Genomic DNA, 18,691 nt, shown 5'->3' with positions numbered 1-18,691 from the left:
GCCGCTCTACACTGGGGGCGTGCGCGCCTCGCCCTGGCTTCCGGTTCTGCTGATCCTCGCGCTGGCCGCTTACCTGCTGCCAGACGCCCGGCTGCCGTTCGATCCGCCCGCCGCGACCCGCACGGCCCCTCAGGCGCCCGCCCCGGCCCTGCCCAACCAGCTGCCCGAGGCGGCCCGCGAGCTGTTCGACGCGGCGCGCCCGGCCACGGTGCGGGTCGAGAGCCTGAACCCCGCCACGCAGAACGCCGGGATCGGCACCGGGTTCTTCATCAGCGAGGACGGCCTGATCCTCACGGCGTACCACGTGGTCAGCAGCGGCCGCCTGTTCCAGGTGAGCACCCTGAGCGGCCGGTCGTACCCGGCGCAGGTCACGGCGTTCGACGCGCAGGCGGACGTGGCGCTGCTCCAGGTGCGCGCCCCGGCGCAGGGGTTCCCGTTCCTGCCGCTCGCGCCGCGCGCCCCGAGGGTCGGTGAGGCGGTGCTGGCCATCGGGAACAGCGGCGGCGATTACCTGCAACCCCGCCGGGGCACGCTGCTGGGCCTGAACGCGCAGGCGGGCCGCGCGGACTTCCCGCAGGGCACGCTGGAGATGAACGCGCCCCTGGCGCCCGGCGACAGCGGCGGCCCGATCCTGGACCGCAGCGGACAGGCGATCGGGGTGGTCAGTTACATCAGCCTGGACGGCAGTGGGCAGACGCGCCGCAGCTACGCCGTGCCGGTCGAGGAGGGCAGCGACCTGATCACCGCCCTGCGCGCCGGAGAGAAACGCGACGTGCCGGTCGTGGGGTTGCTGTTCGATCTGGTCCACAGCGGCCAGGGCGGCCTGGACGGCGCGGTGATCAGCGGCGTGGCCCGCCGCAGTCCCGCCGAACGCGCCGGTCTGCGCGGCAGTACCTTCGACGAACAGGACAACCTGACGGCCCTGGGGGACATCGTGACCAGCGTGAACGGCCAGCGGACCCGCGACGCCGATCAGGTCATCGCCGCCATCCGCCGCGCCCGCGTGGGGGATACGGTCACCCTCGGGTACACCCGTGACGGCGAGGCCCGCACCGCGCAGATCACCCTGGTCCCGAAGGCCAGCGTGCCCGACCTGCAGGAGTGATACGGACTCCGATTGAATGGGCTGCAAAGCCCATTCAATCCGAGCGGAGCGAGTGGGAGCAATACCCCCCTCCGGACGTGGAGCCGGCAATCCGGTGAAGTTCCGGATTGTCGGCGAAACAAACGGAATCCGTATGACGGCTGCCCGGCACTGTCCGGACCGGGCATGAAGTTCCCTGAACGTACGGCCCACCCGCACGTCATGACCGGCGCGCAGATTGGGGGGATGTCGAGAGCATTCGTGAAAGAGGACGAAGGGGAACGCTGGACGGCTCCGGCCGCGCCGCGCGCCTACCGCGTCGTGTGGACCGGGTACACCGGCCAACCGGAAGTCATGAAGGAAACCGACGATCTGCTCGAGGCGCTGCGCTGGATGGGCAGCCGCGACCGCCGCGAATTCGAGATCCGCGACATTCGCGGCGTGCTGCTCGCCACCGCCTGAGCCGGACTCCGATTGAATGGGCTGCAAAGACCGTTCAATCCGAGCGGATGCGACTCGTAGAGCTGCCCCGCAGAGTGGGAGAGAAACGGGTTCCGGACGTGGAGCTGGCAACCCGGTGCTGTCCCGGGTTGTCAGCGAAACAAACGGAACCCGTATGAGCCGGGCCGGGTTTACCAGTCGCCTTCCAGGGTCACGCGCACCGTCCCGGCCAGATTCTGCCCCGGCGACAGGGTGCGCGAGTCCACGCCGGCCACGCCCTGCGCCGCGAGGTTGAAGGCGTCCGTGGCGTGCGAGACGGGTTCCAGCGCGAGGCTGCCGTCCGGCGCGGTGAACACCACCGAGTGCGAGTACACGTTGTCGGCCGTGACCGTCAGCGCCCGCACTCCCCAGTCCAGGCGGGTCAGGCCGTCCCAGGCCGTGTACGTGCCGTCAATGAAGCGCCCGCCGACCGGGCTGGGCGTGCGGTAGTCCTCGTCCGGACGGACGGGCCGCGCGCCGCCCACGGTCAGCAGGCGTTCGTCGGTGTCGTACTTCAGGTCTGCGCCCAGCTGCAAGGTGGCGTCCACACCGTCCTGCACGCGCACGTAGTACGGGTGCAGGCCCATCCCGGCCGGCATGTCCCGGTCGTCGGCGTTCGTGAGGGTCAGGGTCGTGTCGAAGTGCGGGCCGTGCAGGCGGTACTCGATCTGTGCCGTGAACGCCCACGGCCAGTTGAGGTCCGGGAAGGCCCGGCTGTCGAAGCCGTAGCGCAGGTGGGTGTCCGAACGCTCCTGCAACTGCCACGGGCGGTTCCGGACGTCGCCGTGCTGCGCCAGACCGTCGTCGGTGTTCACGCGGAGCGCGACCTCCTGCCCGCCGAACACGAAGCGCGCGTCCCGGATGCGGTTACTGAACGGCAGCAGCGTGAAACTCGCGCACTGGCTGCTGGTCAGTACCGACTCCAGCGGCACGGGCCGCATGACCGGACGGCCCGACGCGGCCCGCAGGTTCAGGATGCTGGCCCCCATCTCCGGCAGGATCTCCAGCTCGAAGGCGGGGCTGGACACCCGCTCGACGCGCAGGGTCAAGACCGGCCCCGCGTCGCCTCGAACAGCAGGATGCCCGCCGCGACCGACGCGTTCAGGCTCTGCACCCGCCCGCGCACCGGAATGCTGACCAGTGCGTCGCACTTCTCACGGACCAGCCGGCGCATGCCCTCGCCTTCCGCGCCGATCACCAGCGCGACCTTCCCGCTGAAATCGATGCGGCGCACGTCCTCGGCCGCCTCGCCCGCCGCGCCGTACACCCACACGTTCTCCTGCTTGAGCTGCTCGATCAGGCGCGGCAGGTTCTTCGTCTGCGCGACTGGCAGGTAACTCGTGGCCCCCGCCGCCGTCTTCGCCACGACCGGCGACAGCGGTGCGCTGCGGCGTTCCTCGACGACCACGCCGTGCGCGCCCAGCACCTCCGCGCTGCGGATGATCGCCCCGAAATTCCGGGGGTCCGTGATGCCGTCCAGCAGCACGATCAGCAGGTCCTCACCGCGCTCCTCGGCCAGCGCCAGGATGTCGTCCACCTCGGCCCAGGTCATGTCCTCGACCTCGGCCATCACGCCCTGGTGCTGCGTGGTGCCCGCCAGCTGATCGAGTTCGATACGCGGCGCGAAGCGCAGACGCACGCCCGTCGCCTTGAGCTGCGCCACGAACGCTTCCTCCACCCCGCGCGCCACCAGCACCTCGGACACACGACCGTCCTGAAGCGCCTCTAAAACCGGATTCCGACCGTACAGCAACATGAGGGCAGTGTACCCGCCCCGCCCGCCGTCAGGCCGGTGCCACCAGGAACGCCGCGCTGTCGTAGTACGTGCGGAAAGCTGCGACCTTCCCGCCGCTCAGTTCGATCAGGCTGACCCCCCGGTACTCCACCGGATGCCCGCCCCGGAGCCGCCCGGACGCCGTCCACTCCATGACGCCCAGCCCGTCCGCCTCGTGGCTGTGCGTGAACTCGCTGCGGATCTCCTCGAAGTTCCCCAGGTACGTCTCCCAGAACGCCCGCGCGCCCGCCTCACCCTCCCAGGTCTGCTGCGTTAGGTTGTGCAGGGTCACGTCCGGCGCGTGCAGCGCCAGCAGGGCCGACACGTCCCCCGTCGATTCCGCCGCCTGCAACGCGGCCATGAAAGCCTGTGTGGTCGTCTGCTGATCGTTCGTCATGCCCCCACCAGACCACCCCGCCGCGCCGCACCCCGTAACAAGACCCACCGAGCCAACGCCACATGAACACATGTCCCGCCGCATGAGCGCCAGCCCACAGCACGCTGAACCCCCGCAAGCAGAAACCCCCACGCGGGGTGGGGGTCTGTTCTGGTGGATCGTGTAGGAATCGAACCTACAACCCGCTGATTAAGAGTCAGCTGCTCTGCCAATTGAGCTAACGATCCAGAGCGAGGGGAAGTATACGGGCGGGTGTACGTTCTGTCAAGCCGGGTTCAGGGCGTGAGGGCCAGCAGCTGCGCCCGGACGTGTCCGGCGAGGTACAGGCTGCCGGTCACCAGCAGCGTGCCGCCGGGCGGGGTGAGGGTCAGAGCGCGGCTCAGGGCGGCCGTCATGTCGGGGATGGCCTCTCCGCCGTGCGTGGCGGCGAGTTCCTGGGGGGGCGTGGCGAGGTCGCCGGGCGCGGTGAACACCCGCTGCGGGGTCAGCGGCAGCAGCGGGGCCAGGGTGGCGGCGGTATCCTTGCGCGCCAGATTCCCGAACAGCAGCGTGTGAACGCCCGTGCCCTGCAGGGCATCGGCCAGGGCGCGGGTGGCGTGCGGGTTGTGCGCCCCGTCGATCAGGACCGTGCGGCCGTTCACCTGAAAGCGTTCCAGGCGGGCGGGGTGCGCGGCGTTCAGGGCGGCGTCCACGCCCGGCCCGTACCCGAGGGTGCGGAGGGTCGCGGCGGCCAGCGCGGCGTTGCGCTGCTGGTGCGGTCCCTCCAGCCGGGGCGGGTGCGGCAGCGCGAACAGGTCCGGGTGGGTGTCCGGGGTCAGCAGGGGAGCCCCGGCCTGCGCGGCGGCGGCGATCACGTCCAGCGCCGCGCCGGTCGCGGTGGTCAGCAGGGGTACGCCGGGCTGGGCGGCCCCGGCCTTGTCTGCGGCGATGGCTTCCACGGTGCCGCCCAGCACGCCCACGTGATCGAGGTCCACGTTCGTGATGACGGTCGCCGCCACGCGCGTCAGGGCCTGCGTGGCGTCGCTGCGGCCGCCCACGCCGGCCTCCATCACGGCGACCTCCACGCCCGCCCGCGCGAATTCCTGGCAGGCCAGGGCCAGGGTCAGGTCGAAGAACGCGGCGTCCGGCGCTTGCGTCTGCGCCCACGCGATGAACGCGCCGGTGCGGGCGGGCGGGAGGTCTGCGCCGTTCACGCGCACCCGCTCCTCGAAGTGCGTCAGGTGCGGACTGGTGAAGCGGCCCACCGTCACGCCCGAGGCCAGCAGGCCCGCCTCCAGCATGGCGCAGGTGCTGCCCTTGCCGTTCGTGCCGATCACCCGGACGCTCGGGAAGGACTGCTGCGGGTCGCCCAGCTGCGCCAGCAGCGCCGCCGCGCCGTGCGGTCCGCGCGCCCGGCCCGCGCGGGTCCGGGAGTACAGCCAGTCGTAGTCCGGGCGCGTGGGGGAGAGGCGGGCGGGGTCGTCGTCGTGCTCGGCGTTCACCCGCGCAGGCTAGCGCGCCCCGGCCGGACAGGGTGAGGCGCGGACCCGGCCGGGCCGGGTAGGATGCGGGCCGTGAACGATCTTGCAGTCCAGGCCGCCCCCCGGGTGGGCGTCGTGATGGGAAGCCGCAGCGATTTCGAGACCATGCAGGGCGCGCTGGACGTCCTGCGGGACCTGGGCGTGCCGTACGAGGTGCGGGTGCTGTCCGCGCACCGCACGCCGGAACTGCTGCCCACGTACGGCGCGCGGGCCGAGCGCCTGGGTTTTGCGTGCATCATTGCCGGGGCGGGCGGCGCGGCGCACCTGCCGGGCATGCTGGCGGCGTTCACGCGCGTGCCGGTGCTGGGCGTGCCGGTGCAGTCCCGCGCCCTGAGCGGCCAGGACAGCCTGCTGAGCATCGTGCAGATGCCGGCCGGGATTCCCGTGGCGACCTTCGCGATCGGCGCGGCAGGCGCGAAGAACGCGGCGCTGTTCGCGGCGGCGATGCTCGCCACGACCGACGAAACGGTCCGCGCCCGTCTGGACGCCTTCCGCGCGGCGCAGACGCAGGCGGTGCTGGACGATCCCTTCTTCGACGGGCACCCGCAGGCGGGCGAGGCATGACCGCGCCGGGCAGCGGACGGACGCTGGGCATCCTGGGCGGCGGGCAGCTGGCGCAGATGCTGGCGCTGGCCGCCATTCCGCTGGGCGTGCGCGTGACGGTGCTGGAACCCGACCCGCAGGCCCCGGCGCGGCTGTGCGCCCGGCACCTGTGCGCGCCGTACACCGACCCGGCCGGGCTGGACGAACTGGCCGCGTGTGACGCCGTGACCCTGGAATTCGAGAACATCCCGGTCGAGGCGCTGGCCGCGCTGGAGGGCCGGGTGCCGGTGCGCCCGGCAGGGTCGCTGCTGGCCCGCAGCAAGCACCGCGCCCGCGAGAAACAGGCCCTGCGCGAGGCGGGGGCCACCACCGCACCTTTCGAGGTCATCGAGGCGGAAGGCGACCTGCACGGCGCCCTGGACCGCGTGGGCGGGCGCGGCATCCTGAAGACCAGCGAACTCGGGTACGACGGCAAGGGGCAGGCCCGCGTGAACACGGACGCCGAACTGCGCGCCGCCTGGGACGACCTGGGCCGCGTGCCGTGCGTGCTGGAGGGCTTCGTGGCTTTCGAGCGCGAGGTCAGCCTGGGCGTGGCCCGCAGCCCGGACGGGCAGGTGGCGTTCGGGCCGCTGGTGGAAAACGTCCACCGGAACGGCATCCTGCGCACCAGTGTGTACCCCGCGCAGGTGCCCGGCAGCACCGAAGTCCGCGCCCGTGAACTGGCCCGCGCCGTCGCGGACGCCTGGAACCTGGAGGGCCTGATCACCCTGGAATTCTTCGTGCTGCCCGGCGGCGACCTGCTGGTGAACGAGGTCGCGCCGCGCGTGCACAACAGCGGCCACCTCACGCAGGACGGCGGCGGGATCAGTCAGTTCGAGGCGCAGGTGCGGGCTGTGCTGGGCCTCCCCCTGACCGACTGGGCGCCGCTGCTGCCCTGCGCGATGGTGAACGTGGTCGGCGTGGACGGCCCGGACGGCCAGCCGCTGACGCCCGACTGGGCCGCCATCGACGCCCTGAGCGGCACGCGCGTGCACCTGTACCACAAGGCGCACCGGCACGGGCGGAAGGTGGGGCACATCAACCTCGTCGCGCCGGACGCGCAGACCCTGCGGGAGCGGCTGGCGAGCCTGGAACCCCTGATTCCCTAAGCCCACCGCAAAGGCAGGTCAGCAATAGCGCAACCTCACCTCACGGCCCGTCAGACCGCCCAGCCTAGGCTGAGAGACGTGAAGCGTCTCCTGACCACCCTGACCCTCGCCCTGGTCGCCTCGGCGCACGCCGCCGACTTCAAACTGATCCTGAAAGACGAGGCCAGCACCATCCGCAAGGGTGAGCTGAAGACCACCCCCATCGTGAAATCCTGGGCGGTGCCCGCCGCCAGCGTCAAGGCGACCCGGAAGGTGAAGCGCCTCAGCACCACCATCACGCCCATCCTCGACCGGATGGAGCAGACCATCAACGCCCGCAACGCCAAGCCCGCCGTGTTCCGCAACGTCAGCGGCAGCTGGGTCGCCACCGACCAGACCGGCTGGACGCTGAACCGCGCCGCCACCAAGGCCAACCTCCTGAAAGCCATCCTGGCGGGCAAGGACACCGCGCAGGTCGTCGTCAAACGCGCCGTGCCCGCCCGCAGCGTGAAACTCCTCGCCAAACGCGGCGTCCTGTGGCACGTCGCGACCGGCCAGAGCAGTTACGCGGGCAGCCCGGACTTCCGCGAGAAGAACATCCTGGTAGGGGCCAGCAAACTGGATAACTTCTTCATCGCGCCCGGCCACGAATTCAACTTCAACGAGGAAATCGGGCAGATCGACGCCAGCACCGGCTTCGTCAAGGGCTTCGTGATCAGCGGCGGCACCCTGACCAAGGAGGACGGCGGCGGCATCTGCCAGGTCAGCACCACCGTCTTCCGCGCGCTGTACCAGGCGGGCCTGCCCATCACCGAGCGCCACGAGCACAGCCACCGCGTGAAGTACTACGACCCCGTCGGGTACGAGGCCACCGTGTATGCACCCAGCAAGAACCTGCGCATGAAGAACGACACCGGCCAGCACCTGTTCATCCAGGCCAGCTGGGATACCGCGCGCGAGACGCTGCGCTTCGACGTGTTCGGCGCGAACACCGGCCGCGAGGTCACGGTCAGTCGGCCGGTCATCACGGACTTCAAGGCGCCCGCCGAACCCAGTTACAGCCCCGACGACCGCGTGGCCCCCGGCAGTCGCCGCCTGCTCGACCAGCCCATGCAGGGCATGACCAGCGTCATCAAACGGACCATCAAGGTCGGCGGCAAGACCGTCAGCAGCGACACCCTGAAAAGCGTGTACAAACCCTGGGGCGCCGTGTACGGCGTGAACCCCGCCGACCCGCGCCTCAAGCAGTAAGGGCCGCCGCACCGGGATACAGCAAGCGGGGAAGGGGGCAGCGCAACGATACGGCTGCCCCCTTCCCCGCTTCCCTCCTGCCCCCTTTCTGTACCGGGTGTGTGGAAAATTCGCTGTCGCCCCCGACCCCGGCCGGGTAGGGTGTGAGGGTGATCCTGACAACTCTGGGACTGGGACTGGTGGGCGCCGCGGCGCTCGCGCTGGGTGCGCAGGTGTTCAGGCGGGGAAACCGCCCCACGATCACGTCGGGCGCGACCCGGCGTGACGGCGCGCAGGAAGTGTACTGGGAGGCGCGCCTGCTGGCGGCGTGCAGCGGAAACCGCGCTGCCCTGGAACGCCGCATAAAAGGCAAGGCCCGGCAGTTTCCGGGCATGAAACGCTGGCAGCTGATGCGGCTGGCGTACCTGGACGTGACCGCCCGCCACCCGGCGCGTCCCTCCGTGCCCGCACGCTAGAAGGGGCCGCCGGAACCGCCCGGGTAGGCTATCCGGCGGGTGGCACGCCCCGCCGCGCGGTCACTACACTGCCGGGCATGGTCACCGCCGAATCCCTGAACGCCGTTCCTGCCGAACTGCGCACCGACCGCCTGCTGCTGCGCCGCCCCGACCCGGCCGACGCGCGCGCGCTGGTGGACGCCGTGAACTCCTCGCTGCCCGAATTGCAACGCTGGATGCACTGGGCGCAGCATCCCATGACCGAGGACGCCTCGCGCGAGAACCTGCGCTCCGCCGCCGAGCGGTTCGACACGCGCGAGAACCTGCGCTACCACGTCTGGGACGCCAGCGGCACCCGGCTGATCGGCAGCAGTGGTTACCACGCCCTGAACTGGCTGATTCCGCGCGGCGAGATCGGGTACTGGATCGCCACGCCGCACACCGGGCGCGGCTACGCCCGCGAGGTCGCGCAGGCGCTGACGGACCTCGCCCTGAACACCCTGCGCCTGCGCCGCCTGGAGATCCGCTGCGACCCGCAGAACGAACGCAGCGCCCGCATCCCCGCCGCGCTGGGGTACACCCTCGACGCCCACCTCGTGAACGACGACGTGGACCCCCGCGATCACACGCGACTGCGCGACACGCTGATCTTCTCGAAGGTGCAGTGACGCAGGCTCAGGGCGTGATGCGCCCGGAGAGGACGCTCAGGGCGTGATGCGCGTGCCGGCCTCGCCCCGCGCGGCGGCGGCCAGCACCCCGGCCTGCATGCCACTGGCGATCACCGCGAACGGCGCCCCCCGGTCCAGGGCGTCCAGCGCGGCCCGCACCTTGGGAATCATGCCGCCCGCGATCCAGCCCTGCGCGATGCCCTCCTCGACCTCGGCGCGGGTCAGGGTCGCGGCGCGGCTGTCCGGGTCGGGGTAGGCGCGGTACACGCCGTCCACGTCGGTCAGGAACACGACGCCGTCATTCAGGGCACCCGCCACGGCCCCGGCGGCGGTGTCGGCGTTCACGTTCAGGGCCTCGCCGTCCGGCCCGACCGCCACGCAGCCCAGCACGGGCGTGATTCCCGCCCCCAGCAGCGTGCGCAGCAGCCCGGCGTTCACGTCCGTTACGCGGCCCACTCGGCCCAGGTCGGGGTCCAGCACCTCGGCGCGCAGCAGGTCACTGTCGCGGCCCATCAGGCCCACGGCGCCCCCCACGTCCTGCGAGAGCTGCTTGTTCAGCTGGCACAGCGCCATCTCGACCACGTCCATCGCCTGCGACGTAGTCACGCGCAGCCCGCCGCGGAACTCGCTGGTCACGCCGCGCGCCGCGAGTTCCCGCTCGATGACCGGGCCGCCCCCGTGCACGACCACGACCGGGTACTCGGCGCGCAGCGCGGCAATCTCGGCCGCGACCGCGCGCCGCAACTCCAGGCTTTTCATGGCATTCCCACCGTACTTGACGATCACGCCCCGAGTGTACGGCGTGCGCGGCCTGCGCAGGCGCCCGGAACCCGGTTCTCTCCTTCTCGCTCTGCTCGGACTCAGCGGCTCTGCAAGCCATTCAATCGGAGTCCGGATCAGTCGCTGGCGACGGTCAGGGGCGCGCCGGGGCCGGTCAGCGGGGCGCGGCTCAGAGGCTTGGCATACCAGCTCATGACGGGCCGGGCGTCCAGCGTGAACGAGTACCCCAACCGCTCCCAGAAGCGCGCGCCGCGCGGGTTGTCACCCAGCACGCTCGCCAGGATGCGGGTCGTGCCGGGCGGCGCGTGCGTCTCGAGGTGCCGGACCACCTGTTCGCCCAGGCCCTGCGACTGCCGGTCCTCACGGATCAGCAGCAGGTTGATGGTCAGGTCGCCCGTTTCCGGGTAGTCGCGTTTGCAGTCCAGACTGCCGATCAGTTCGCCCTGGTCGTCGTACACGAGTTCCAGCGAGCGGCGTGGGTCGAGCAGCGCGATTTCCACGTCACGCAGAACCTCGCTGGCCGAGGGGACGCGCGTGCTGATCAGGTCGAAGTAACCCGGAGCGGACTGGTACAGCGTGTGAAGCAGCGGCGCGTGATGCAGCGCCAGCGGCGTTACGTTCAAGGTGAAGCCTCCCATCCGGCAGGGTGGGCGAACAGCAGATGCAGGGGATGCCGGACTGCGACCAGCATACCGCGCGCCCTGCGGGGCGCCGTGAATGCCGCCGCTGGGGGAGTTCAGCTGCGCTTCACCCGGTGGGGGCGGGGGTGCGCTACCCTCGCCGGATGAGTGCTCCCGGTTTCTACGCTTCCCGACTCGCCCGCCCCGGCGCGGTCCTGGCCCCCATGGCCGGGTACAGCGACGCGCCCATGCGCCAACTCGCGGCCGAGCAGGGCGCCCTGTGGACCGTCAGCGAGATGATCAGCGCGCGCGGCCTGATGGGCGGCGGCGACACCGAGAAACTGAACCTGGGCCGCCCGTACCCCGGCGAGCAGGAACGCGTCGTGCAGCTGTTCGGTGCCGAGAGCGACGTGCTGGCCGGAGCGGTCGCCCGCGCCGAGGCGTGGTTCCAGCCGGCCGCCATCGACCTGAACATGGGCTGCCCCGTTCCCAAGATCCGCGGGAAGGGCGGCGCGTGCCTGCTCCAGACGCCCGAGGTGGCCTACGAACTGGTCAGCGCCATGCGGCAGGCCACCCGCCTGGACGTGAGTGCCAAGATCCGCCTCGGCTGGGACCATGACCGCAGCGTGGAGGTCGCGCAGGGCCTGGAGGCCGCCGGGGCCGCGCTGATCACCGTGCACGGCCGCACCAGCGCCCAGCGGTACACCGGGCAGGCCGACTGGGAGGCCATCGCGCGCGTGGCGGCCAGCGTGCGCGTGCCGGTCGTGGGGAGCGGCGACATCCTGACCCCCGCCCAGGCCCGCGAGCGGCAGCGCACCGGCGTGGCGGCCGTGATGATCGGGCGCGGCGCGGTCGGGAACCCCTGGATCTTCCGGGCGCTCGCCAGCGGTCAGGACGACCTGCCGGACGCGTACACGCGCGCCCGCACCGCGCTGCGGCACGCCGAGCTGCAGACCCGCTTCTACGACGACGACACGGGCCGCCTGACGCTGCGCCCGCTGCGTAAGGTGCTGCCGCAGTACCTGCCGGACTACCCTCAGCTGCGCGACGCCCTGGTGCAGGTCGTGACGGTCGAGGACGTGCGGCGCGTCCTGCAACCCCTGCTGGAAGGCGACCCGGACGGCGCAGGCGAGGTGGCGACCCTGCCCGACCCCCTGAACCGGTATACTCTGAGTCATTCATGAACGTACGCGAGTACTACTCCTACCTGTCTGCCGCACGAGCCCAGTTGTGGAACTTCCTGCGGGCCCTGCCGCCCGCCGACCTGGACCGTGACCTGATCGAGAGCGGCGACCGGTTCCACAGCATCAAGGACCTGCTGCTGCACGTCACGGACGTCGAGGACCACTGGGTGCATTCCGTGGTGCTGGGCGACAGCGTCCAGGGTCAGTACCCGCACGACTGGGTGCGTCCCCAGGCTGAGCAGTACGACCTGAACTGGATTCTGGAGTACAGCCGCGAGGTCAGCGGCCGCACCGCCGCGTTCCTGGCCAGCGAACCCGACCTGCACCGCAGCGTGAAACTGGTGCAGGACGACCCCGCCAGTGACACCGTCACCCTGGACCAGCTGCTGTGGAACGTCATGACCCACGAGGTCCGCCACACCGCGCAGATCAGCCTGATGATCCGCCAGCTGGGCCACACGCCGCCCTGGCTGGACTACATGCGCTTCGCGCGCCCACAGGTCACGCCCGGACAGGCCGACTCCGGACAGGCAGACACGGGCGAGCCCGACACCGACAGCGACGACCTGTAACGCCCCATCCCGGTTTCCCTGCACACGGATCAGCGCCGCCCCTCTGGTAGAAGGGCGGCGCTGATCCGTGCGCAGGCTTATACGGACTCCGATTGAAGGGGCTGCAATGACCCTTCAATCCGAGCGGATGCGCGTAGGAGAGAAACGGAACCCGTATTACAGGATGCGCTGACCCAGCAGGCTGGCGGCCATGCCGACCATGACTTCCGCCGTCTGGTTGCGGGTATCCAGGATGGGGTTGACCTCCACGATATCCATGCTGGTCACGCGGCCGGATTCGCTCAGGAGTTCCATCAGCAGGTGGCCCTCGCGGTAGGTCAGGCCGCCGGGCACGGGCGTGCCCACGCCGGGGCAGACGCTGGGATCCAGGGCGTCCGCGTCGAAGGACACGTGCAGGCGCTCCAGGTGCCCCAGGCGCTCCAGGGTTTCCTCATGGATGCGGGTGATGCCCAGCTGATCCACCTCTTTCATGGTGTACGCCTGGATGCCCGCCTCGCGCAGCAGCTCGCGCTCGTGGGGGTCCACGCTGCGGATGCCGATCATCACGATGTCCTCGGGGCGCATGTGCCACCCGCCGCCCAGGCCGCTGAGGTGGCGGTCGCCCAGGCCGGTCAGGTGCGCGACCGGCATGCCGTGAATGTTCCCGCTGGGGCTGCTGTGCGGGGTGTTGTAGTCCGTGTGGGCGTCCACCCAGATCAGGCCCATGCGTTCCCCGGCCGGGCGGCCGCGCAGGGCGTTGCCGGTCACGGTGCCCATGCTGACGCTGTGATCGCCGCCCAGCGTGAGCGGGAAGGTGCCTTCCGGCAGCGCGGCGACCTGTGCGGCGGCGGCGCGGCAGGCCTCGAGGATCGGGTCCAGGAACACCAGCCCGCCCTCCTCGTGCTTGTCGATGCTTTCGGGCAGCGCCACGCGCACGTCTCCCAGGTCGGTCACGCTGTGGCCCAGATCCCGCAGCGCGCGGCTCAGGTGGGCGTTCCGCAGGGCGCTGGGGCCCATGTCCACGCCGCGCCGGCCCGCGCCGAGATCCATGGGAATACCGAGAATAGAGACGTTCATGCACCCAGCTTAAAGGCCGCCCGGCGGTATGCCTTGCGACTGCAACATTATTTCCGGCCCGCGTGACCTGGCCGCGCCGCGCGAGTATTCAGGTGAATATTCATGCTTCCGGTAGTGGGTCAGGCGGGCGCGTGCGCCCACAGAAGCAGGGGACCGTCCGGCGCGCCGCTGTCCGTTCGCACCTGCCGGAAGCCCAGTTTCTGCAGGACCCGCCCGCTGGCCCGGTTGTCCGGGGAGGTGCGGGCCGTGACCACTGCCACCCCCTGGGCGTGCAGGTGCGTCACGAGCGCCCCCACCGCCTCGGTGGCGTAGCCGCGCCCGCGCGCGTCCGGGGTCAGGCCGTACCCGATCTCCTGCTCGCCCGCCGCGCTGACGGCCCCCTTCACGCCCAGTTGCCCCAGCGCGCTCAGGTGCCCCCGGTGAACGGCGATGAAGGTGCCGGGCACCTCGTCCGGCCCGTCGCCCAGGTCCGCGAGCCACGTCTGGAACAGCGGCAGCGCGTCGCCCGGCCATTCCGGCGGGAAGTACACGTCCTGCGCGCCCTGCGGCGTGTCCAGCGTCAGGCTGAACGGCGCGCCAGCCAGCCGCCGTTCCAGGACCGGGCGGGTCAGGGGCAGCAGAAGTAAACGTGGGCTCAAGAGGACCGGCATGCCCGCAGCGTACCCTGAAAGGCCCGCCGCTCCCGCCGGGCGGCCGTGCAGACACCCCGGCCCGGAGTGGAGCGCCGGGCAGGCTACACTCACCTTCTCCAACCTGCCTGCCCGCGCGGTAAGTTCCGCCGCCTCCCTGCCCCCGCTTCCTGGCCCCCCTGCCTGCTCCCGCGTGTCCGCTGCGCCCCTTCCCCCGAATGACCGACCCTGCCCCCGCCCAACCTCCGCTGCCGGCCCCGCTGGGCAAACGCCTGATGCTGCTGGCGGATTTCGTGCATCCCTTCGTGTATCGCGAGGGATTCCCGCAGGGCGTGGAGGGAGTCGATCTGGTCCTGGCGGCCGGGGACCTGCCCGGCTACTACCTGGAATTCCTGGCGACCAAGATGACCGTCCCGGTCGTGTACGTGCACGGCAATCACGAGAACGAGTTCGTGACCGAGGGAGACCGGCGCGTTCCGCCCCGTGGCGTGATCCCCGCGCACGGCCGCGTGATCGACGAGGCGGGACTGCGGATCGCCGGATGGGGCGGCGCGCCCCGCTACCGCGACAAGGGCCACGGACAGTACACGGACCACCAGGGTCGCCTGGGACTGGCGCGGCTGGCGTGGCAGGCGCGGCGCGGCGTGGACGTGCTGCTCACGCACGCGCCGCCCACCGGCCCGCACGCCGGCACCGACTATGCCCACCGGGGCTGCGAGAGCATCACGCGGTTCATGAACCGCCGCCGCCCCCGCCTGGTCGTTCACGGCCACATTCACGAGTACGAGGGCCGCAAGGAGGAGTACCGGGACGCGGCCAGCGGCGCGCGGGTCGTGAACGCCTACGGCTACCGCCTGCTGGACCTCTGAAGGCCGCCTCTGCCTGCTGCCGCCCGGATCGGGCGCGAAACGTGACGCCCATCAGGCTGAATGAGGGCTGGCACGCATTTTTGCTTAAGGGCGCGTGGGCATCCGGCACATGCAGACCTGACGTTGCGGGGGCATACTCTCCCTCGGCCTGGTGAGGTCGTGACCGGAAACGCACAGCCCCCACAGGGTCAGGCGGAACCGGGCGATCAGGCCAGAGGGAGACGCCCACCTCTTCACCAACGGGCGCGCGAGCGGGCCAAGGCAGGCAGCAGGCGGGTTCAAGCCCCACCACCCGCACCCAAATTCGACACACACGCAGGCGGCCGGGATTCACCTTCCGGCCGCCTGCTCTATGTGCCGCCACGCTGTGGCCCGCCGCCGTATCTGTCCTGTCTGCGCCTGCCCCGGCCCGGCAGAGTCGCTATCCTGCCGGTGATGAAAGGACTGCCGGGCATGACAGCACCCCCGCCGGTTCGGCTTCAGCCGGGTGCGGCCGGCCCGAGCGGGACGCGGGGCGGATGGGCGCGGCGGGTGACGCTGGCCGCCTGCCTCCTGAGCGGCGCAGCGGCGGCGTCCGGCAGCGTGACCGTCTCGTTTCCGCTGCGGGGTTACCTGATCAGCTCGGACGCGCCAAACCGCGTGACACTGAATACCCCCTGGCAGGAGGTCAGCGCTGCGCCGCAGGGCCGCCCACACCCGCTGCGACGCGGATATCACGCGCAACTCGCGCCGCTGCGCCTGCCGCTGAGTGTGCCGGCCGGCACCCCGGCTGGCCGCTACGCCGCGCAGGTCCGGGCGCTGCTGTTCAGCTGCGCGGCCGGGGCCAGGGTCTGCGCGGCCCGCACCGTCACGCTGCCGGTCACGCTGGATGTCCGGGCCGACGGACGCGTCCTGACCGCGCCGCTGAGCGTCACGGACGCCGACCTGCGCGGCGGCTCCCTGCGCCCCTGAACGCCCGGCGCTCCACTGCTTTCATGTCCACTTGGGTAGTCTGTGCGGATGATGACCGCCCCTGCTGACCAGATCACCACCGACCCGACGGCCACGGCTGAACAGCGGCCCGCCTCGAACGCCCGGCGCCTGCGGGCCTTTCACGACGTGATCGGAGAGGACCGCCGCGACGTGCCCACCGTGCCGGACCGCGACCTGCTCACGCTGCGCCGCACCCTGATCCAGGAGGAGGCGGCCGAGGTGGACGCCGAATTCCGCGCCCTGGCGGCCCGCATGGACGCCGGAGAGCCCCTAGTCGCCGCCGACCTGACCGCCCTGGCCCACGAACTGGCTGACCTGCTGTACGTCACGTACGGCGCCTTCGACCGGCTGGGCGTGGACGCGGACGCCGTGTTCGCCGAGGTGCACCGCGCGAACCTGACCAAGGCGAGCGGTCCCCGCCGCGCCGACGGCAAGATCCTGAAACCCGAAGGCTGGCAGCCCGCCGATGTCCGCTCGGTGCTGGAACGGGCCGCGAGCAGCAGGCAGTAGGGAAAAAGAAAAGAGAGGAGGGCACCCCGGATCGGCGGTGCCCTCTTTCTGTGGGGTTCCTACGCCCCACAATCCATGCCTCGTTCAGAACGGCGGTTCGTCGTCTGCGCGGGCCGGGGCGGGGCGGGGCTGCGTGGGGGCCGGGCGGGTGGGGGCGGGGCGCGCGGTGGTCTGGGCCGGTGCGTTCTGGGTGGAGGCGGCCGGACGGTTGGGGGTGGCGTAGCGTTCCTGGCGTTTGCCGCCGCGGAAGATGGCCAGCGTCACGTACTCGAATTCCCCGTCGGACTTCTCGCGGATGTGTTCGGGGTCGGTGCTCTTGGCGCCGCGTGAGTACTTCACGGCGGCCGGGAGTTTCATCTTGCGGCTGTCCACGGCCTCGAGTTCGCGGCGGCGGTAGGCGTGGCCCTTGTGGATGACGAGTTCCTCGCCGTCGGGGCTGGTCCATTTGCGGGCGCCGATCAGGTGCCAGTCGAAGTCGCTCTCGTTGTCCAGCGGGAACTGGTAGCCGCCGCTGGGAATGTCGCCGCTGGTCCAGCCGAGGCGGCCGTACTGCCGCTGGGTGTCCAGGAGTTGCGTGGCGTTCTCGACGTCGACAGTGACGCGCGCTCCGAGGTCGGTGGTGAATTCGATGTGCAGCATGGGGCCTCCTGTGGCGGGATCGGGTGGGCGCAGGATTTGCCCACCCGGCTTCTTATGTAAATAACATAACACGGCCGGAGTCTTTCCGACTACCCCCACGTCCCAGGGAAGCCGGGCGGCAGGTCTACTCCCGCGACAGCACGTAATGCGCCCGGTGCCCCGCCCGCGCCAGATCCGTCACCACGTACCCGCGCGACAGGTACGTGCCCAGCACCTCCCGCAGCGCCAGACGCCACTCGCGCCGCACCGACTCCTCCAGCACCTCCGGACGGGCCGGGACCTCGGCCAGCACCCGCCCCCCTGCCAGATACAGCCGCGCCGCACCCGGCCGCAGGTCGTCGTCCAGCGCCTCCAGGGCCACCTGCCCGCGCGGCGGCGGCGCCGGACGCCCGGCATGCGGCCGGGTCAGGTCCCACTCGACCATCAGGCGGTCCGCCGGGAACGCCGCCGCGCGGTCGTCCTCCAGCGCGTACCAGTCCGGCAGGTACGTCCTGGCCACCGCTCCCAGCTTCCCCAGGTTCAGCCGCGCGTTGCGCGCCACCAGCGGATCGAAGGTCCAGGTCATGCGCGTCAGGCCCTGCGCCAGCGCCCGCTCCCGCTGCGCCAGCTTCAACGCGACCGCCATTCCCGTTCCCCGCCACTGCGGATGCACCGCCAGCAGATGCGAGTGATGCCAGATCTCACCGCCCCGCAGCGCCGGGAACCCGAACGCCAGCCCCACCGGCACCTGCCCGGCCGGATCGCCGGGCGGCAGGTTCGCGTACGCGCCCAGCACCACGCCGCCCGTCACGGCACTGATGCGGAACATGGTGCCGGGCAGCACCTCCCGGTCGGAGTACCCCCAGGCCCGCACCTGCACGTGCTCCAGCGCCCGGAACGCCCAGGGGTCCGTCACGTCCCGCACCACGAACGGACGCCCGTCCACCCGCGCCTGCGGCGACTGCGACGGCTCCGGCGACTGGGAAGAAAGGATGTCCTCTTCCGTCATTCGCGCCGTTCCTCGTGCAGTTCAGCCACCCCCGCCAGGAATTCGCGGTTCAGGGTCACGCCGATCCCCGCGCCCACCGGCACCGGCATCAGGCCGTCCCGGGCTTCCAGCGGCTCGTGAATCAGGTCCGTCTCCCAGTAGCGGCTGGCGCTGCTGGTATCGCCGGGCAGCGTGAAGTTCGGCAGGGTCGACAGGTGAATGTTGTGCGCCCGCCCGATCCCACTTTCCAGCATCCCGCCGCACCACACGGGCGCACCGAACGCCTGCGCCACGTCATGCACGCGCCTCGCCTCGCCGTGCCCGCCCACACGCGCGACCTTCACGTTGATCACGCCGCCCGCTCCCAGCGCCAGCCCCTTGCGGGCGTCCTGGGCGCTGGCCACACTCTCGTCCAGGCACAGCGGGGTGATCAGGCGACGCTGCAACTCGGCGTGATCCACCAGATCGTCCCATGCGAGCGGCTGCTCGATGTACGTCAGGTCGAAGGCGTCCAGCGCCCGCAGCCGCCCGGTATCCGCCAGGGTATAGGCGCTGTTGGCATCCACCGTCAGGCGGATGTCCGGGAAGGCCTCACGCACCGCCCGGACCGGCTGC

Annotated in this window: 23 protein-coding genes and 1 tRNA gene (1 of these 24 only partly in view); 12 read left to right on the top strand and 12 right to left on the bottom strand. The window is 71.2% G+C overall.

The genetic code is table 11. The annotated features are described in order from the left end of the window. Positions 1 to 19: 19 nt before the first annotated feature. Both BXU09_RS04575 and BXU09_RS04570 read left to right on the top strand, forming a co-directional pair. On the top strand, positions 20 to 1,105 hold the full coding sequence (locus BXU09_RS04575; RefSeq protein WP_240501020.1) for a S1C family serine protease: 1,086 nt from the start codon (positions 20 to 22) through the stop codon (positions 1,103 to 1,105). A 165-nt stretch (positions 1,106 to 1,270) separates the two neighbouring features. After that, positions 1,271 to 1,546: a hypothetical protein gene (locus BXU09_RS04570; RefSeq protein ID WP_346417552.1), complete on the top strand. Its 276-nt coding sequence runs from the start codon at positions 1,271 to 1,273 to the stop codon at positions 1,544 to 1,546. Between the two features lie 170 nt (positions 1,547 to 1,716). Here the strand turns inward: BXU09_RS04570 and BXU09_RS04565 are convergent, their stop codons facing one another. From BXU09_RS04565 to BXU09_RS04545, 5 genes are all read right to left on the bottom strand, one after another. After that, on the bottom strand, positions 1,717 to 2,613 hold the full coding sequence (locus tag BXU09_RS04565) for an aldose 1-epimerase (RefSeq protein WP_144011977.1): 897 nt from the start codon (positions 2,611 to 2,613) through the stop codon (positions 1,717 to 1,719). Then, positions 2,610 to 3,320, bottom strand: a complete 711-nt coding sequence (gene rlmB / locus BXU09_RS04560) for a 23S rRNA (guanosine(2251)-2'-O)-methyltransferase RlmB (protein ID WP_078300853.1) — start codon at positions 3,318 to 3,320, stop codon at positions 2,610 to 2,612. The genes BXU09_RS04565 and rlmB overlap by 4 nt, the downstream gene beginning before the upstream one ends. 28 nt (positions 3,321 to 3,348) lie before the next feature. Further along, entirely contained in the window at positions 3,349 to 3,735 is a 387-nt protein-coding gene (locus tag BXU09_RS04555; protein WP_078300851.1) for a nuclear transport factor 2 family protein, read from the bottom strand. A 151-nt stretch (positions 3,736 to 3,886) separates the two neighbouring features. Continuing rightward, positions 3,887 to 3,962, bottom strand: a tRNA-Lys gene (locus tag BXU09_RS04550). A 48-nt stretch (positions 3,963 to 4,010) separates the two neighbouring features. Next, positions 4,011 to 5,216: a Mur ligase family protein gene (locus BXU09_RS04545; protein WP_078300850.1), complete on the bottom strand. Its 1,206-nt coding sequence runs from the start codon at positions 5,214 to 5,216 to the stop codon at positions 4,011 to 4,013. Between the two features lie 63 nt (positions 5,217 to 5,279). Between BXU09_RS04545 and purE the strand changes: the two genes are divergently transcribed. The 5 genes from purE to BXU09_RS04520 all read left to right on the top strand — a co-directional run bounded on the left by purE (position 5,280) and on the right by BXU09_RS04520 (position 9,278). Beyond that, entirely contained in the window at positions 5,280 to 5,819 is a 540-nt protein-coding gene (gene purE / locus BXU09_RS04540; RefSeq protein ID WP_078300848.1) for a 5-(carboxyamino)imidazole ribonucleotide mutase, read from the top strand. Continuing rightward, complete coding sequence (gene purK / locus BXU09_RS04535) at positions 5,816 to 6,946, top strand: 5-(carboxyamino)imidazole ribonucleotide synthase (protein ID WP_078300846.1); 1,131 nt, start codon at positions 5,816 to 5,818, stop codon at positions 6,944 to 6,946. The genes purE and purK overlap by 4 nt, the downstream gene beginning before the upstream one ends. A gap of 78 nt (positions 6,947 to 7,024) precedes the next feature. Next, positions 7,025 to 8,176, top strand: coding sequence for a VanW family protein (locus BXU09_RS04530; RefSeq protein WP_078300845.1), 1,152 nt, complete (start codon positions 7,025 to 7,027; stop codon positions 8,174 to 8,176). A 149-nt stretch (positions 8,177 to 8,325) separates the two neighbouring features. Then, complete coding sequence (locus BXU09_RS04525) at positions 8,326 to 8,631, top strand: hypothetical protein (protein WP_144011975.1); 306 nt, start codon at positions 8,326 to 8,328, stop codon at positions 8,629 to 8,631. Between the two features lie 77 nt (positions 8,632 to 8,708). Further along, positions 8,709 to 9,278, top strand: coding sequence for a GNAT family N-acetyltransferase (locus BXU09_RS04520; protein ID WP_078300841.1), 570 nt, complete (start codon positions 8,709 to 8,711; stop codon positions 9,276 to 9,278). A 36-nt stretch (positions 9,279 to 9,314) separates the two neighbouring features. Here the strand turns inward: BXU09_RS04520 and argB are convergent, their stop codons facing one another. Continuing rightward, a complete protein-coding gene (gene argB / locus BXU09_RS04515) occupies positions 9,315 to 10,064 on the bottom strand; it encodes an acetylglutamate kinase (RefSeq protein ID WP_078300840.1) in 750 nt (249 codons plus the stop codon). Positions 10,065 to 10,174: 110 nt separating this feature from the next. Continuing rightward, the gene (locus BXU09_RS04510; RefSeq protein WP_078304750.1) at positions 10,175 to 10,681 is read right to left on the bottom strand and encodes a GNAT family N-acetyltransferase; all 507 of its coding nucleotides are present in this window, start codon (positions 10,679 to 10,681) and stop codon (positions 10,175 to 10,177) included. 161 nt (positions 10,682 to 10,842) lie between these two features. Between BXU09_RS04510 and BXU09_RS04505 the strand changes: the two genes are divergently transcribed. Then, a complete protein-coding gene (locus tag BXU09_RS04505; protein ID WP_144011974.1) occupies positions 10,843 to 11,862 on the top strand; it encodes a tRNA-dihydrouridine synthase family protein in 1,020 nt (339 codons plus the stop codon). Next, positions 11,859 to 12,434, top strand: coding sequence for a DinB family protein (locus BXU09_RS04500; protein WP_078300838.1), 576 nt, complete (start codon positions 11,859 to 11,861; stop codon positions 12,432 to 12,434). Before BXU09_RS04505 ends, BXU09_RS04500 begins: the two co-directional genes overlap by 4 nt. Positions 12,435 to 12,590: 156 nt before the next feature. On the opposite strand, the gene rocF is transcribed toward BXU09_RS04500, so the two are convergent. Beyond that, entirely contained in the window at positions 12,591 to 13,490 is a 900-nt protein-coding gene (gene rocF / locus BXU09_RS04495) for an arginase (protein WP_078300837.1), read from the bottom strand. 119 nt (positions 13,491 to 13,609) lie between these two features. Continuing rightward, entirely contained in the window at positions 13,610 to 14,140 is a 531-nt protein-coding gene (locus tag BXU09_RS04490; RefSeq protein WP_078300835.1) for a GNAT family N-acetyltransferase, read from the bottom strand. Between the two features lie 197 nt (positions 14,141 to 14,337). On the opposite strand from BXU09_RS04490, the gene BXU09_RS04485 reads away from it, so the two are divergent. The 3 genes from BXU09_RS04485 to BXU09_RS04475 all read left to right on the top strand — a co-directional run bounded on the left by BXU09_RS04485 (position 14,338) and on the right by BXU09_RS04475 (position 16,470). Beyond that, a complete protein-coding gene (locus BXU09_RS04485) occupies positions 14,338 to 14,988 on the top strand; it encodes a metallophosphoesterase (protein ID WP_240501019.1) in 651 nt (216 codons plus the stop codon). A gap of 435 nt (positions 14,989 to 15,423) precedes the next feature. Then, positions 15,424 to 15,939: a hypothetical protein gene (locus tag BXU09_RS04480; protein ID WP_144011973.1), complete on the top strand. Its 516-nt coding sequence runs from the start codon at positions 15,424 to 15,426 to the stop codon at positions 15,937 to 15,939. A gap of 51 nt (positions 15,940 to 15,990) precedes the next feature. Further along, on the top strand, positions 15,991 to 16,470 hold the full coding sequence (locus BXU09_RS04475; protein WP_205684134.1) for a hypothetical protein: 480 nt from the start codon (positions 15,991 to 15,993) through the stop codon (positions 16,468 to 16,470). A gap of 84 nt (positions 16,471 to 16,554) precedes the next feature. Here the strand turns inward: BXU09_RS04475 and BXU09_RS04470 are convergent, their stop codons facing one another. From BXU09_RS04470 to menC, 3 genes are all read right to left on the bottom strand, one after another. Further along, the gene (locus BXU09_RS04470) at positions 16,555 to 17,109 is read right to left on the bottom strand and encodes a single-stranded DNA-binding protein (RefSeq protein WP_078300831.1); all 555 of its coding nucleotides are present in this window, start codon (positions 17,107 to 17,109) and stop codon (positions 16,555 to 16,557) included. A gap of 124 nt (positions 17,110 to 17,233) precedes the next feature. Beyond that, positions 17,234 to 18,097, bottom strand: a complete 864-nt coding sequence (locus BXU09_RS04465) for an acyl-CoA acyltransferase (RefSeq protein WP_240501018.1) — start codon at positions 18,095 to 18,097, stop codon at positions 17,234 to 17,236. Then, positions 18,094 to 18,691: the 3' portion of an o-succinylbenzoate synthase gene (menC, locus tag BXU09_RS04460; protein WP_078300829.1), read on the bottom strand. The gene runs 512 nt beyond the window's last position; only the last 598 of its 1,110 coding nucleotides appear in the window; the start codon falls outside the window, past its right edge — the gene reads right to left on this strand; it ends in the stop codon at positions 18,094 to 18,096. The genes BXU09_RS04465 and menC overlap by 4 nt, the downstream gene beginning before the upstream one ends.

The sequence above is a fragment of the Deinococcus sp. LM3 genome (assembly GCF_002017875.1).
Taxonomy (GTDB): Bacteria; Deinococcota; Deinococci; order Deinococcales; family Deinococcaceae; genus Deinococcus.
Note: the sequence above shows the minus strand (reverse complement) of the source record. Positions and strands in the feature narration are given on the sequence as shown.

Coding starts and splice junctions, on each gene's coding strand:
- rlmB (WP_078300853.1), bottom strand. CDS start 3,320: ATGTTGCTGTACGGTCGGAATCCGGTTTTAGAGGCGCTTCAGGACGGT.
- BXU09_RS04555 (WP_078300851.1), bottom strand. CDS start 3,735: ATGACGAACGATCAGCAGACGACCACACAGGCTTTCATGGCCGCGTTG.
- BXU09_RS04485 (WP_240501019.1), top strand. CDS start 14,338: ATGACCGACCCTGCCCCCGCCCAACCTCCGCTGCCGGCCCCGCTGGGC.
- BXU09_RS04520 (WP_078300841.1), top strand. CDS start 8,709: ATGGTCACCGCCGAATCCCTGAACGCCGTTCCTGCCGAACTGCGCACC.
- BXU09_RS04490 (WP_078300835.1), bottom strand. CDS start 14,140: ATGCCGGTCCTCTTGAGCCCACGTTTACTTCTGCTGCCCCTGACCCGC.
- BXU09_RS04480 (WP_144011973.1), top strand. CDS start 15,424: ATGAAAGGACTGCCGGGCATGACAGCACCCCCGCCGGTTCGGCTTCAG.
- BXU09_RS04470 (WP_078300831.1), bottom strand. CDS start 17,109: ATGCTGCACATCGAATTCACCACCGACCTCGGAGCGCGCGTCACTGTC.
- BXU09_RS04475 (WP_205684134.1), top strand. CDS start 15,991: ATGACCGCCCCTGCTGACCAGATCACCACCGACCCGACGGCCACGGCT.
- BXU09_RS04570 (WP_346417552.1), top strand. CDS start 1,271: ATGAAGTTCCCTGAACGTACGGCCCACCCGCACGTCATGACCGGCGCG.
- BXU09_RS04505 (WP_144011974.1), top strand. CDS start 10,843: ATGAGTGCTCCCGGTTTCTACGCTTCCCGACTCGCCCGCCCCGGCGCG.
- purE (WP_078300848.1), top strand. CDS start 5,280: ATGCGGGCCGTGAACGATCTTGCAGTCCAGGCCGCCCCCCGGGTGGGC.
- BXU09_RS04465 (WP_240501018.1), bottom strand. CDS start 18,097: ATGACGGAAGAGGACATCCTTTCTTCCCAGTCGCCGGAGCCGTCGCAG.
- rocF (WP_078300837.1), bottom strand. CDS start 13,490: ATGAACGTCTCTATTCTCGGTATTCCCATGGATCTCGGCGCGGGCCGG.
- purK (WP_078300846.1), top strand. CDS start 5,816: ATGACCGCGCCGGGCAGCGGACGGACGCTGGGCATCCTGGGCGGCGGG.
- BXU09_RS04500 (WP_078300838.1), top strand. CDS start 11,859: ATGAACGTACGCGAGTACTACTCCTACCTGTCTGCCGCACGAGCCCAG.